The organism is Nonomuraea rhizosphaerae (assembly GCF_019396405.1).
GTDB classification, from domain to species: Bacteria; Actinomycetota; Actinomycetes; order Streptosporangiales; family Streptosporangiaceae; genus Nonomuraea; species Nonomuraea rhizosphaerae.
In genome coordinates this window covers 1-13955 of sequence record NZ_JAHKRL010000527.1, presented here as the reverse complement: position 1 = coordinate 13955, position 13955 = coordinate 1, and the positions used below count along the sequence as shown (strand labels likewise).

Sequence of the window (13955 nt, the reverse complement as noted above, 5' to 3'; positions counted from 1 at the left end):
CGTCGCGCCCGCCGGCGGCGACCAGGTCCTGATGCCGGCCCTCTTCGACGATCCGGCCGTGTTCCATGACGACCACCCGGTCCGCGGCGGCGGCCTGGGTCAGCCGGTGGGCGACGACCAGCGTGGTCCGGCCCTTGGTCGCGGCGGCGGCGGACTCCTCCAGCGTGCGGGCGCCCAGGCTGCCCGCCTCGGCCGTGGCCTCGTCGAGGATGGCGATCGGGGGGTCGACGAGCATCAGGCGGGCGAGGGCGAGCTGCTGGGCCTGGGCCGTGGTCAGCTCGTGGCCGCCCTCGCCGACGACCGTGTCCAGGCCCTCGGGCAGGGCGCTCGCCCAGTCCAGCGCGCCGACCGCCGCCAGGGCCGACTCGACCTCGGCCGTCGAGGCGCCGGGCCGCGCCAGGCGCAGGTCCTCGATCAGCGGGCCGGCGAAGACGTGGACCTCCTGCGTGATGATCGCCACGTGCTCGCGCAGGCTGTCGGGCGACAGCGCCGCCCCGCCGACGCGTACGGCTCCGCCGCCGGGCCGCAGGATCCCGGCGGCGATGGCCGCCAGCGTGGACTTGCCCGCGCCCGTCGAGCCCACCAGCGCGACCCGGGTCCCGGCGGCCAGGCTGATGGAGACGCCGTGCAGCACCTCGGGCGCGCCGTCGTAGCTGAAGCGCACGTCGGACAGCTCCAGGCCGGAGCCCTCCGGCTCCTCCTCGCTGGAACCCCGCGCCTCGGGCGGCGCGAGGTCGATCACCCCGACCAGCCTGGCCAGGCTCGCCCCCGCCGCCTGCACCTCGTCGAAGGTGAACAGCAGCATGCCGATGGGGTTGAACAGCCGGTGGAAGAGCACCGCCGCCGCCGCGCTCTGCCCGACGGTGACGGCCCCCGCCCGGACCAGGAGGAAACCGACGATGAGGATCGCGGCCAGGCCGAAGAACTCCGCCCGGTTGACCCGGCCGACGAACCGGGTGAACAGCGTGAACACCGACACCGAGATGTGGTGCACCTGCCGCGAGGCCTGCTGGATGTCGTCCAGGCGCCGCCGCTCCAGCCGGTAGGCGTGCACGGTGCGTACGCCCTGCATGTTCTCCACCAGGAGCTGGGAGGAGTCGGCGATGGCGCGGCGCTCCTCGGCGTAGCGGGGGGCGGCGCGCGGCAGGTACCACCGCAGCGCCATGACGTAGAGCGGGATCGCGACCGCGCCGGCCAGGCCGAGCCGCCAGTCGAGCCCGGCCATCGCCACGATGCTCAGCACGCCCAGCAGGAACGCGGAGATCATCGTGGGAACAACGCTGGTGGCGGCCTTGGCGATCGAGGCGACGTCGGTGCTCACCCGGGACAGCAGGTCGCCCTTGCCGACGCGCTCCAGGGTGGTGACGGGCAGGGTGAGCGCCCTGGCCACCGTACGTTCGCGCAGGTCGGCCAGCATGTAGCCGCACACCCGGCCGATCAGGTATGTGGCCGCGCCGGTGGCGATGCCGCCGACCACGGCGGCCACCACGATCACGACCGCGATGGCGACGATCGCCGAGACCGGGGCGTGCTCCCTGACCCGGTCGACGAGCGTGCCCAGGGCGTACGCGGGCACCACGGACGCGACCGCGCCCACGACGCCGACCAGCAGGGAGAGCGTGGCGCTGCCCCACCGCTCGCGCAGCTCGCCGCGCAGCCACCCCCAGCTCCTGCGCGCGCCGGCGACGGGCAGCCTCTCGTTGTCGGTCATCGCAGCACCGCCCGGTTGTAGTCGTCGTCGGAGACGGCCAGCTCGGCGTGGGTCCCCTCGGCGGCCACCCGGCCGTCGGCGAGGACCACGACGCGGTCCGTCATGGCGAGCAGAGCGGGACTGCTCGTCACCACCACGGTGGTGAGCAGCCCCGCCTCGGGGTGGCGCAGCGCGCGCAGCCCCCGGGCGATCTCGTGCTCGGTCACCGCGTCCACGGCGGTGGTGGGGTCGTGCATCACGAGGATCGCCGGCCGCGCCATGAGCGCGCGGGCCAGCGCCAGGCGCTGCCGCTGCCCGCCGGAGAGGCTGGCGCCGCGCTCGGCGACGACGTGCGTGAGGCCGTCGGGATGGGCGGAGACGACCTGGTCGGCGGCCGAGGCCGCGAGCGCGCCGTCGTCCAGCGGGCCGCCGGCGGTGACGTTGTCCTCGATCGTCCCGGTGAACAGGTCGGTGAGGTGCGGCTCCACCAGCATCGTCCGGCGGGCGTCGGCCGGTTCCAGGCGGGCCAGGTGCCGGCCGCCGACCAGGACGCCGCCTTCGTACTCCTCCGGCGCCACCCGCCCGGACAGGATCTTGACCAGCGCCTCCCCGTCGGCGGACCGGTGCGCCACCACCCCGACGAACTCGCCGGGCGGCACGCGCAGGCAGACGCCGTCGAGCGTCCCGTACGTGAGCGTCCGCAGCTCCAGCTCGGGCGCGGCCTCGGCGAGCGTCTCAGTTAGTGTCTCGGTGCCCTCGGGCAGCACCTCCCGCGCGTCCAGGACCGTGGCCACCCGGTCGGCGGACGCCCTGGCCTCGGCCACCCAGGAGGGGACGACGGCCAGCAGCCCCATGGGCTCCATCAGGAACTGCGCCAGGCCGATGACGGTGATCAGCTCGCCGACGCTGATGTGGCCGTTGAGCGCGAACCACCCGGCCAGGATGGCGATGCCGCAGGCCAGCAGCGCGCCGCCGGCCGTGGAGGCCGACAGGTAGCCGCCCTGGGTGCGGGCCGCGCGGAGGGCGGCGCGCAGGGAGCGCCTGCTGACCTCGTCGTAGCGGCGGGCGGCCGCGTCCTCGGCGCCGATGCCGCGCAGCGGGCGCACGCCGCTGACCAGGTCGGCGGCCAGCGACGTGGCCTCCCCGGCGAGGTCCTGCTGCTCGGTCACCCGCTTGGTGATCAGCGGCGTGGCGGCCTGCAGCGCGAGCAGGACCACGGGCGTGCCGATCAGCACGGCCAGCCCCAGCCGCCAGTCGATCACCAGCAGCGCGACGGCGCTCACCGTGGTCGCGGTCAGGGCGCCGGCGATGCGCGGCACGTAGTCCAGCAGGTAGGAGGTGTTGTCGGTGTCGGTCGTGGCGACGGTGAGCAGGTCGCCCGCCCGCCGGTCGGCCTTGATCCCGCGCGGATGCATGATCTTCGAGGCGACCTCGACCCGCAGCATGTGCGCCTCGTCGGCGATGGCCAGCATGAGCTGGCGGGCGCCGAAGCGGTAGGCCATGGTCAGCGCGGTGAACAGCGCGGCGAGGGCGGCCACCCACAGGAGCAGGGCGCCGCCGTCGCCGGGGCCGATGGCCTGGTCGACGATCACTCCGATGAGGATCGGCACCAGCGACTCGCACACCTGGTGCAGGCTGATCAGGCCGGTCCCCACGCTCAGCCGCCGCCGGTTCCGCGTCACCGTGCGCCACAGGACGCGGCGGCCGGTCAAGGGCCGGCTGTCCGCCGGACGGCCGGTCAGGGGCCCGGTCATGGGCTCGGTCACTGGTCGGCGGCCATGCTCTCGCGCAGGCTCTTCGGCCGCAGGTCGGTCCAGTGCTCCTCGACGTAGTCCACGCACTCCTGGCGCTTGCTCTGGCCTCCGTCGCCGAAGACGACGCGCCAGCCCTGCGGCACCTCCTTGAAGGTGGGCCACAGGGAGTGCTGCTCCTCCTCGTTCACCAGCACGTAGAAGGTGCCGTTCTCGTCGTCGAACGGGTTGTTGGACATGGTGTCTCCTGACTGCGCGAGGGTTTACGGGCGGGTGTGCGTCTTGGGGGTCGTCGGTGATCAGGCAGCCCTCATGGCCCCGCCCTCCTCAGCGGCCGGGACAGCAGCCAGACGAAGTACAGGCCGCCGAGCGACACCGTCACCACGCCCACGGGGAGCTGGGTGGGGGCGAAGGCGCGCTGGCCGAGCCAGTCGCTGGTCATCATCAGCAGCGCGCCCATGGCGGCCGACGGCGCGAGGGCGACGCCCGCCGTACGGGTGAGCAGCCGGGCCAGTTGCGGCGCGGCGAGCGCGACGAACGAGACCGGGCCGGCGGCGGCGGTGGCGACGGCGGTCAGCGCGACGCCGATGAGGAGGTAGAGCAGCCGGGAGCGTTCGGTGATCACGCCCAGCGCGGCCGCGGACTCCTCGCCCATCGCCAGCAGCGACAGGCGCGGCCCGAGCGCCAGCAGGCATCCGGTGAGCAGCGCGACCGCCACGGCGACGGGCGGGACCTGCTCCCATTTCACGGTGTTCAGGCTGCCCTGTCCCCAGATCGCCGCGGCGACGGCCAGTTGCAGCTTGACCTTGATGATGAACCACTGGTTCACCGAGCCGAGGACGGCGCTGATCGCGATCCCCACGATGATCAGCCGGAACCCGTGCACACCCTGCTTGTAGGCCAGCAGGTAGACCACCGCGGCCGCGAGGAGCCCGCCGATCAGGGCGCCGGCGGCGGTCTCGTAGTATCCGCGGCCCACCAGCAGCATCGTCACCAGGACGCCGGTGTAGGCGCCCATGTTGAAGCCGATCACGTCGGGGCTGCCGAGCGGGTTGCGCAGCAGCGACTGGAAGATGGCGCCGCTCAGCCCGAGCGCCCCGCCGATGAGCAGGGCCATCAGCACGCGCGGCAGCCGCCACTCCATGACGACCAGGCGCGTCGCGCCGGACCCCTGCCCGGCCAGCGCCTGGATCACGTCCGCGGGCGGCACCTCGAACTCGCCGGTGCCCAGCCCGAGCACGGCGACCGCCAGGGCCGCCAGGCCGAGCACGCCGCAGATCGTCAGCGTGCGCACGCCGAACCGCAGCGACAGCGGGTAGGGGAAGCGCACGACCACGACCCGCCGCCCGAAGCCCAGCCTGCCGCCGGCGGGCCCGCGCAGGAGGCTCTTCGCCCGCCCGCTCACAGGGCCTTCACCGACCGGCGGCGGATCAGCCAGATCAGCACCGGCGCGCCCATGAACGCGGTGACGATGCCCGCCTGCAGTTCGGCCGGCCGGATCAGCACCCGGCCGACGATGTCGGCGCCGAGCAGCAGGATCGGTGCGCAGATCACCGTGAACGCGAAGATCCACCGCTGGTCGGGCCCGACGATCCAGCGCACCGCGTGCGGCACCATCAGCCCGACGAACCCGATCGGCCCCACCGCCGCCGTCGCGGCCCCGGTGAGGAGCATCACCGAGACCACCGACAGCACGCGCGCCCGCGTGATCCCGGCGCCCAGCGAGCGCGCCAGGTCGTCGCCCAGCGCGAGCGCGTTGAGCGAGCGGGCGGCGGCGAAGGCCAGGACGAGCCCGACCCCGATGAACGGGGCGACCGCCCCGGCGATGGACAGCGGCCGCCCGCCGAGCGTGCCGACGTCCCAGAAGCGCAGGTAGTCGAAGGCCCTCGGCTTCAGCAGCCGCACGCCCGCCGAGGCGCCGTCCATGACCGCGCCGAGCGCCACCCCGGCGAGCGTGAGCCGCAGCGGGGTCGCGCCGCCGCGCCCCGCCGAGCCGAGCGCGTACACCAGGACCGTGGCGAAGGCCACCCCGGCGAACGCGAACCACATGTACGACCAGATGCTGGTCAGCCCCAGCACGCCGATCGCGAACACCACGAACAGCGCCGCGCCGGCGTTCATCCCGAGGATCTGCGTGTCGGCCAGCGGATTGCGGGTCACGGCCTGGATGACCGCCCCCGACAGCCCCAGCGCCGCCCCGGCCAGCAGGCCGAGCGCGGTCCGCGGCACCCGCAGCTCGCGCACGATCGCGTGGTCGTCGGTGTTGGCGAAGTGCAGGAAGGCGTCCCACACGGTGCCGAGCGGGATGTTCCTCGTTCCGATGACGATGCTCAGGACGCACGTCACGGCCAGTGCCGCCACGCACGCGAGCAACCAGGCACCGCGGCCGGCGTTGCCCGCGACGATGCCCGCCGGCCGTTCCGCTCGCGCGATCGGCCGGCGATCGGACAGAACCACTATCTCGCCGCTCCCACCTTCGGCGCGCGGTGCGCGAGCAGGGACTCGCGGATCTCACCGGCCCGGATCGCGATGGTGGACAGGAGCGTGGAGGTGAGTCCGTGGGTGTGCTCGCCCGCGCCCTGGAGGTAGATGCCCGCCGACACGTGCGACTGCGTCTCGACGCGGTAGTCGCGGCCGATCCTGACCCCGTCCTCCTCGTCGCGCAGGCAGAGCTTGGCCGTCCGGCCGAGCACCGCGCCGATGTCCTGGGGCCGGTAGCCCGTGGCGTGGACGAGCAGGTCCGCCTCCAGCACCTCGCGCCCGCCGGTCGGCAGGTACTCGACCTCGACGTCCAGCTTGTCGTCCTGCTCGCGCACCTCCCGGATGCGCGAGGCCCGCAGGAGGCGCAGCCGCTCGGCGCCCTGGACCTTCTCCCGGTACATGGTCCTGTACAGGGACTCGATGAGGTCCATGTCCACGACCGAGTAGTTGGTGCCCCGGTGGTACTCCAGCAGTTCCTGCTTGATCGAGGACGGGGCGCCGAAGAACGTGTCCACGGCCTCCGGGTCGAAGATCTGGTTGGCGAAGGGGCTGTCGTCGGCGGGGGTGAAGCCGTACTTGGCGAAAACGGCGCAGACCTCCGCGTCGGTGAAGGTCCGGTGCAGGTAGTCGGTCGTCTCGGCCGCGCTCTGCCCGGCCCCGAGGACCACGGCCCTGCGTACGCGGATCCCTTCCTCCTTCATCGCGGCCACGCGCGGTAACAGCTCGCTGTTGTGCCACACCCTGTCGGAGACCACCGTCCCGGGTGGCAGGTGCGGCTCCAGCCCGGTGGCGACGGCGATGTTGCGGGCCCTGCGGACGATCGTCCGCTCGGGGTCGCGCGGGTCCCTGCTGATCACGTCGAAGGCGTGGACCTCTCCGTCCTTCCCGGTCACCGGCTCGACGGAGACGACCTCCGAGGAGTATTCGACCAGGTCACGCACCCGCTCGGCGGCCCACTCGAAGTAGGCGTGGAACTCGATCCGCAACGGGAAGAACGTCTTGTGGTTGAGAAAGTCCTCCAGCCTGCCGCTCTGCTTCAGGAAGCACAGGAAACTGAAGTCGCTGGCCGGGTCGCGCATGGTGACCAGGTCCTTCAGGAACGAGACCTGCATGGTCGCGTCCTCGAGCAGCATCCCGCGGTGCCACCCGAAACCGGACTGCTTCTCCAGGAATCCCACGCGGAGCTGTTCAGGTGCCGGGACCTGCGCGTTGTGCTCCTCCAGTGCGATCGCCAATGCGAGATTCGACGGGCCGAACCCTATTCCCACGATGTCGTAGGTGCTGTCCAGTGTGCTCAGCAGTGTCTCCACCGAGGCATCGCCTCCCTCTCCGGCCATGCTAAATAAGGTAAGGCTTACCTTGCAACAAGCCAGAGAGGGGTGTGCATCACTCTGTTTCCTGACAACTGTGATGCCCTCGGCGAAGACGCGTCACGGCGGTCGCGGGCGGTGACCGCCGTGACAGGGACGACCGTCAGTCGTCCCACATGTGCCCGGCGACGACGCCGGCCTCGCCGCCACCGGGCGGAGCCACCCCCGACCAGCTGTGGCCGGCGGTGATCATCCCGGCGGCCACCAGCGCGGCCATCAGCGCGGCCATCAGCGCGGCCACCAGGACGGCCGCCGCCTTCGTCACGAGCTTCCTCATGTCGTGTTCTCCTTTCGCTCGGTCGAACGCGGGTCTCGCGGGAGGATCGTTCATCGGGGCGGGAGCGCCACCGACTGGAAGAGGGAGCGGACGCCGCCGGTGAGGACGGGGCCGCCGAGCGGGATCAACCGGCCGTCCCCGCCGATGGCGAAGGGGACCAGTTCGGAGCCCGGACGGTCGATGCGGCCCAGCGTGCTGACGTAGGCGCGACGGCCGTCCGGCGACAGGGCGATCCCGGTGGGACCGGGCCCGGCGGTGTACGGCGACCCGGGCAGCGGCGCCAGTGACCCGTACCGGTCGATGGAGAAGCCCCACACCTTGGTGGCGAGTTCGGGAGTGTTGTTCAGCCCGCCGCTGGTGACGTAGAGACGCTGCCCGTCCCGCGTCACCGCGGTCCCGACGGGCACGTCCGGGGCGCGGAACGGCGAGCCGGGCACCTGGGTGGTGAGGCCGCCGTCCGCGTCGATCCGGAAGCCGAACAACTGGCGCGGGGACACCGAGGTCAGCACCTCGCACGCGACGTACAGGAACCGCCCGTCAGGGGTGACGGACAGGCCGAGGCCGCCGCGCTCGACCGGGAACGGCCGGCCGGGCCCGACCGGCTCGCCCTTGGCGTCGACGGCGAAGACGACGACGAATCCGGGCGGGCCGGTGTCCGGGGTGACGGCCGGCCTGCCGTGGCTGACGTACAGGAAGCGGCCGTCAGGCGTCAGGGTGACCCCTCGCGGGCTGTCCTTGCCCGTGGGGACGTCCTTGCCCACGCCCAGCTTCCCGTCGTCGCCGACGGAGAACGAGGTCACGGTGCCGGCCTCGACGGCGGTGACGTAGACGGTCCGGCCGGAGGGCGCGACGGCGATCCCGAACGCCCCGGCGCCGGTGGGGACGGGCGGCGCGAGCGAGGTGAGCGTCCCGTCGGGGCGGACACGGTATTGGTAGACCTTGTTCTCCGCCCCGGCGACGACGTACGCGGTGCGCCCGTCGGGTGTGAACACGATGCCCCGCGCCTGCCGTCCGGTGGCGAAGAGCGCCGGCCCGGGGACCGGCCGCCCGTCGGCGTCCAGGTCGAAGATCGAGATGTCGTTGGTGTCGCCGTTGGTGACGTAGAGCTTGCGGCCGGGCGGCGTCCCCGACGCGGCCGGAGCGCCGGCGGTGAGCAGGACGGCTCCGGCCAGGACGGCGACCAGCAGCCGGTACGGCGTGAGTGAGCGAAGGTTGAGCCGGGCAAACATGAGACCCCCGTCTCCGGATATTTCCGAAGTTGCCGACTTAGCTGCCTCTCACGCTAGGCCGCGAGTCGCCGGCCGCGCCCCATGGCACGAAACTGGACGAAATTGAACGCTGTACGAACCCAGCCGTACGAACCCAGCCGTACGAACCCAGCCGTACGAACCCAGCCGTACGAACCCAGCCGTACGAACCCAGCCGTACGAACCCAGCCGTACGAACCCATCGGAAAGGCCCCCATGCCCCCTGCTCCCGGCCCCTTCACCGGCCGTACCGTCGCCGCCCTCGCCCAGGACCTCCGCCACGGGCGGACCACGTCGGCCGAGCTGACCGAGCGGGCGCTCGCCGCGATCGCCGACACCGACGCGGAGCTGCGCGCGTTCGTCACCGTGGACGCCGAGGGCGCGACGGCGGCGGCGCGGCGGGCCGACGAGGAGCTGTCCGGCGGCGGCGACCGCGGGCCGCTGCACGGGGTGCCGGTCGCGGTGAAGGACCTCATCATGGTCGCCGGGCTGCCGATCACGATGGGGTCGGCGCACTTCGCCGGCCACGTCCCGGAGGCCGACGCCGAGTGCGTACGGCGGCTGCGCCAGGCCGGGGCCGTCATCGTCGGCACGACCAGGACCCACCAGTTCGCCTACGGCGCCACGGGCGACCGCTCGGCCGGCGGCCCCGCGCGCAACCCGTGGGACCGCACCCGCATGACCGGCGGCTCCAGCAGCGGCAGCGGGGCCGCGGTCGCGGCGGGGCTGGTGCCGCTCGCGCTCGGCACCGACACCGGCGGCTCGGTCCGCATCCCGGCCGCGCTGTGCGGGGTGGCCGGCTTCAAGCCCGCGTACGGCATGATCCCCTCGACCGGCGTCTTCCCGCTGTCCGCGACGCTCGACCACGTCGGCGTCCTGGCCGGGCACCCGGAGGACTGCCTGCTCGCCTACCGCCTGCTGGCCACGCCCGGCGGCCAGGAGGAGGACACCGGCCCCGCGCGCGTGGCCTGGCTCGACCCGTCCGGGATCTTCCCCGTGGACCCCCGCGTGGAGCGGGCGGTACGGGCGGCGGCCGGGCGGACGACGCGGGCGGCCGGTCCACTGGAAGAGCTGGAGGAGCTGACCGTGCCGCCGGGGACGGGCGACGAGCTGCGCGAGATGTACGCCGCCATCCACAGCAGCGAGGCGGCGGCCGTGCACGCCGACCGGCTGGCCCAGGAGCCCGAGCTGTTCGACCCGGAGGTGCTCACGCGCCTGCGCGCCGCGGCGGAGATGCCCGGCTGGCGCTACGTCCGCGCCATGGACAACCTGGCCGGGCTGGCCGAGACCCTGGACGCGCTGTTCGACCGCCACGACGTGCTGGCGCTGCCGACCACGGCGATCACCGCCCCGCCGCTCGACCTGCGCGAGACCGGGATCGACGGCCGCCCTGTCACCGTGCGCGACGCCCTGCTGTCGCTCACCAGCCCGTGGAACATCCTGCGCCTGCCCGCCCTGACCGTGCCCGCCGGGACGGTGGACGGCCTGCCGGTCGGGCTGCAGCTCGTCTGCCGCGCCGGCCGGGAGCCGCTGCTGTTCGAGGCGGCCCGCGCGGCCGGATCCGCCACGGCGGGCGAGAGCGCCTGACACCGACCGCCGCGACACCTTGCCAGGGACCTCGCGAGAAATTACGGTCAAGACCGTTATATCTCCGTCGGAGGAACGAATGCGCATTCTCGCCGTGGCGTTAGCCATCGCCCTGTCCCTGACATCTCCGGTCCAGGCCGAAACCAAGTCCGCCGCCCCGCCGACAGGCTGCGGCTTCCAGAACCTGGGCACCCTGCCACTCACCGGCGCGACCACCGCGGGCACCGCCCGCGACGGCGACCGCGTCTACGCGGTCACCTCCAGCGCCTCCGGCCCCGCCATGCTCAGCGTCAGGAAGGCGGCCGACGCGAGCCTGATCGCCGAACGCCCGCTGCCGCTGGCGCTCGGCTCCTGGGCCGTCACCGTGGCCCCCGACCACTCGGTCTACGTGGGCGGCTACAACGCCACCGCCGGGGCACTCGGACGGCTGTACCGCTACGACCCGGTCGCCGACCAGGTGAGCGAGCTGGGCATCGCCGTCCCGGGCGAGACGTTCGTGTGGACGGTCGCCGCCAGCCCCGACGGCTCGGCCGTCTACGGCGGCACCTCGCCGAACGGCCGGCTCTTCCGCTACGACACGAGGACCGGGCAGTTCGCCGACCTGGGCAGCCCCGTCCCCGGTGAGCAGTTCATCCGTGACCTGGCCATCGCCAGGAACGGCACGATCTACGCCGGCATGGGCGCGGCGAGCATGAAGGTGGCGGTGCTCAGGCCCGACGGCACCCTCATCAAGGTGATCACCCCGCCGATCGCGGGCAGCGGCTACGCCTACGACCTCGACATCGTGGGCGGCCACCTGCTGGTCCGGTTCACCACCTCCACCGGCGCCAACACGATGGGCGTCTACGACCTGGCCAAGGGCAGGTGGCGGGACGTGGTCGAGAACGCCGACAGCCTCACCATCGGCGGCGGGGCGCTCGGCGAGCGCGTCTACCTGTTCCAGGGCGAGCAACTGGCCGTCTACGACATCAAGCGGAAGAAGATCACGAAACTGGGCTTCACCGGCTTCGGCGGCGGCGCCGCCCGCCCGCTGGGCTGGCGCGGCCACACCCTCGTCGGCACCTCCTCCACCGGCCGGATGTGGCACTACGACCGCAGGAGCGGCAAGGGCAAGGTGTTCGAGTCCACGGTGACCGGCCAGCCCGTCAGCATCAGGTCGATGGGGGTCGGCCCGGACGGCCGCGTCTACGCGGGCGGCTTCTTCACCGGCGGCCTGGCCGCCTACGACCCGGCGACCGGCGAGTCCCAGTTCTGGCCGAACGTCGGCCAGAGCGAGGGCATCGTCACCCACAAGGGCAAGCTCTACCTCGGCGTCTACCCCGGCGCCCGCATCTACGAGTTCGACGGCGCCGCGCCCCGGCTGCTGCTCAACCTCACCGACCAGGAGCAGGACCGGCCGTTCGCCATGGTCTCGGCGGGCGACTGGCTGGCCTTCGGCACCGTGCCGAAGTCCGGCACGATCGGCGGCGCGCTCGGGCTGCTCGACCCCGCCACCGGCCGGTCGGTGATCAGGCGGAACCTGATCCCCGGCCACAGCGTCATCGGCCTGGCCTACCGCGACGGCATCCTGTACGGCACCACGTCGGCGTTCGGCGGCACCAGCACCCCGCAGGGCGAGGCCCGCGCCTTCGCCTACGACATCGCCACCGACACGCTCAAGTGGAACAGCGTCCCGGTGCCCGGCGACCTGGCGCTCGGCTCGATCACCTTCGACGACCAGGGCCGGCTCTGGGGGCTGACGCCGGACACGCTGTACGAGCTCGACCCGGCGACGGGCCAGACCCTGCGCAGCGTCCAGCACCAGACCTACCCGTGGGCCACGGCCACCCAGGTCTGGCTCGACACCAACATCGAGCTGGGCCGCGACGGTTTCCTGTACGGCAAGGTGCAGGGCAAGGCGTACCGGATCGACCGGGCGACGATGGCGCTCACGCTCATCGCCCGCCCGATCTCGATCCTGCTCAAAGGCCCTGACCAGCACATGTACCTGTCACGCTTCGAGAACTTCTACACCTATCGCCTCTGCGGCTGATACTTGAACAGCTTCGGCCCCTCGGCGAAGTAGACGGCCCCGGACCTGTGCGCCGCCAGGTGGTGCACAGGTCCCTGCCGCAGCACCGTCCGCTTGGCCGAGCGCGGGTCGAGCGTGAACAGCTCCGTGCCCGCGTGGGCGCCGTACAGCAGGCCGTCCTTCTTGTTGAGGACGAGCTGCCCGCTCGCGCTCGTGCTCGATGACAGGGTGACCCGCTTGACGACCTTGCGGGCGGCCACGTTCACGGCGAACACCTCGCCGCCCGCGATGCCCCACAGCCGGCCGCGGTCGTCGAAGGCGAGCCCCGGGACGGCCGGCTTGCCCGGCGCGGGGACGATCTCCCACAGCAGCCTGTTCTCCCGCACCGACCAGGCGAACAGCTTGGCCTCGGGCTGGGTGGGCGGGGTGGCGCTCTGGCCGCCGTAGATGGAGGTGCCGCCGTAGACGACGCCGTCGCGGTAGGCCAGCGACACGATGCTCTGGTCCTGGACCACGTTCCGCCTGGAGCTGCGCAGCTCGCCCTTGACCGGGTCCCAGACCGCCAGCACCCCGCCGAGCTGCCCGAGGTCGGGCATCGTGCCGGCGACCAGGTAGCGGCCCGCCGACACCAGGGCGCGCGGCCTGATCTGCTGCTCGGCCTTGAGGTCGAACAGCCTGGCCGGGTTGGGCGCCGGTCCCGGCTCGGGGCTGGGCGAGTACTCGGTGCTGTTCCACGGCAGCGCCGGGTCGTAGGCGTAGACCCTGGCGTCGGGGTAGGCGCCGACGTACAGCTTGCCGGCGTGCGTGGTCATGGCCTCGCTCTGCGAGAAGGTGTGGAACTCCTCCCGCTCCCCCGTCTTGGGGTCGAGCGCGGCGAAGCCGCCGTTGAGGAAGCCGCCGGCGTAGACGCGGCCGTCCGGGCCGTCGGCGATGGCGGTGATGTCGATCGGCTCGCCCGCGATGCCGCTCTGGACGAACTCGTGCGCCCCGGTCTGCGGGTTGTAGCGGAACATCAGGCCCCGCCACAGCAGCCCGACCAGGCTCTTGCCGGGGTAGTCGGGCAGGCCGAGCTCCGCCCAGCCGATGCCGCGCGTGTTGGCGACCCTGCCGGTGAACGGCATGCCGGTGGGGGTCACCGTACGGGTGCGCGGGTCGTAGCCGACCAGTTCGCCGCTCTTGACGAAGTAGACGCGGCCCTGCTCGTCGGGCGGCGACACGTCGAGGCCGTGGGCCAGGTCGAGGGAGTCGACCCAGGCGCGGGCGGCGATGTCCCAGACGCGCAGCGCGCCGGGGAAGGCGTCGCTGAACCTGACGTAGAGGTAGCCGGCGGCGGCGTTGACGTCGTAGGCCCACTTGCCGGCCAGGTCGAGGCCGGGCGGGTCGGGCAGCCGCGTGGCCGCGCCGGTGGCGGCGTCCACCTCGAAGACGGCCGCCGGGCCCTCGGTGCCGGCGTAGATCTTGCCGCCGGCGTAGGAGACGCTGCGGATGTAGGCGTGGGACGGGGGGAGCCGGCCGTAGTCCCGTACGCCGCCGGCCGGGTC

General features: G+C 72.9%; 11 protein-coding genes. 2 read left to right on the top strand and 9 right to left on the bottom strand.

Going from position 1 to position 13955, the window contains the following annotated elements; translation table 11 throughout:
* The 8 genes from KME77_RS27400 to KME77_RS27365 all read right to left on the bottom strand — a co-directional run.
* Positions 1-1711, bottom strand: a 1711-nt coding sequence (locus KME77_RS27400) for an ABC transporter ATP-binding protein (protein WP_219471828.1), incomplete at its 3' end; no start/stop codon positions are given.
* Entirely contained in the window at positions 1708-3444 is a 1737-nt protein-coding gene (locus KME77_RS27395; protein WP_219471827.1) for an ABC transporter ATP-binding protein, read from the bottom strand. The genes KME77_RS27400 and KME77_RS27395, both read right to left, overlap by 4 nt.
* Before the next feature lie 8 nt (positions 3445-3452).
* Positions 3453-3680 (bottom strand): MbtH family protein, encoded by a 228-nt coding sequence (locus tag KME77_RS27390; RefSeq protein ID WP_219471826.1) that lies wholly within the window; start codon positions 3678-3680, stop codon positions 3453-3455.
* A gap of 71 nt (positions 3681-3751) precedes the next feature.
* On the bottom strand, positions 3752-4846 hold the full coding sequence (locus KME77_RS27385; protein WP_219471825.1) for a FecCD family ABC transporter permease: 1095 nt from the start codon (positions 4844-4846) through the stop codon (positions 3752-3754).
* Entirely contained in the window at positions 4843-5898 is a 1056-nt protein-coding gene (locus KME77_RS27380; RefSeq protein WP_308250932.1) for an iron chelate uptake ABC transporter family permease subunit, read from the bottom strand. The genes KME77_RS27385 and KME77_RS27380 overlap by 4 nt, the downstream gene beginning before the upstream one ends.
* On the bottom strand, positions 5898-7232 hold the full coding sequence (locus tag KME77_RS27375; protein ID WP_308250931.1) for a lysine N(6)-hydroxylase/L-ornithine N(5)-oxygenase family protein: 1335 nt from the start codon (positions 7230-7232) through the stop codon (positions 5898-5900). Before KME77_RS27375 ends, KME77_RS27380 begins: the two co-directional genes overlap by 1 nt.
* Positions 7233-7395: 163 nt before the next feature.
* Entirely contained in the window at positions 7396-7569 is a 174-nt protein-coding gene (locus KME77_RS27370; RefSeq protein ID WP_219471823.1) for a hypothetical protein, read from the bottom strand.
* A gap of 50 nt (positions 7570-7619) precedes the next feature.
* Positions 7620-8798, bottom strand: a complete 1179-nt coding sequence (locus tag KME77_RS27365) for a lactonase family protein (RefSeq protein ID WP_219471822.1) — start codon at positions 8796-8798, stop codon at positions 7620-7622.
* 234 nt (positions 8799-9032) lie between these two features.
* Here KME77_RS27365 and KME77_RS27360 point away from each other — a divergent pair, with 234 nt between their 5' ends.
* Both KME77_RS27360 and KME77_RS27355 read left to right on the top strand, forming a co-directional pair.
* A complete protein-coding gene (locus tag KME77_RS27360; protein ID WP_219471821.1) occupies positions 9033-10403 on the top strand; it encodes an amidase in 1371 nt (456 codons plus the stop codon).
* Positions 10404-10482: 79 nt separating this feature from the next.
* Complete coding sequence (locus KME77_RS27355; protein ID WP_219471820.1) at positions 10483-12435, top strand: ligand-binding sensor domain-containing protein; 1953 nt, start codon at positions 10483-10485, stop codon at positions 12433-12435.
* Here KME77_RS27355 and KME77_RS27350 read toward each other — a convergent pair.
* On the bottom strand, positions 12417-13955 hold a 1539-nt coding region (locus tag KME77_RS27350), incomplete at its 5' end, for a PQQ-like beta-propeller repeat protein (RefSeq protein WP_219471819.1). The two genes, KME77_RS27355 and KME77_RS27350, sit on opposite strands and share 19 nt — an antisense overlap.

Bases quoted from the DNA above. Each gene is read 5' to 3' on its own strand.
- KME77_RS27395 (WP_219471827.1), bottom strand. From the start codon at position 3,444: ATGACCGGGCCCCTGACCGGCCGTCCGGCGGACAGCCGGCCCTTGACC.
- KME77_RS27390 (WP_219471826.1), bottom strand. From the start codon at position 3,680: ATGTCCAACAACCCGTTCGACGACGAGAACGGCACCTTCTACGTGCTG.
- KME77_RS27370 (WP_219471823.1), bottom strand. From the start codon at position 7,569: ATGAGGAAGCTCGTGACGAAGGCGGCGGCCGTCCTGGTGGCCGCGCTG.
- KME77_RS27365 (WP_219471822.1), bottom strand. From the start codon at position 8,798: ATGTTTGCCCGGCTCAACCTTCGCTCACTCACGCCGTACCGGCTGCTG.
- KME77_RS27360 (WP_219471821.1), top strand. From the start codon at position 9,033: ATGCCCCCTGCTCCCGGCCCCTTCACCGGCCGTACCGTCGCCGCCCTC.
- KME77_RS27355 (WP_219471820.1), top strand. From the start codon at position 10,483: ATGCGCATTCTCGCCGTGGCGTTAGCCATCGCCCTGTCCCTGACATCT.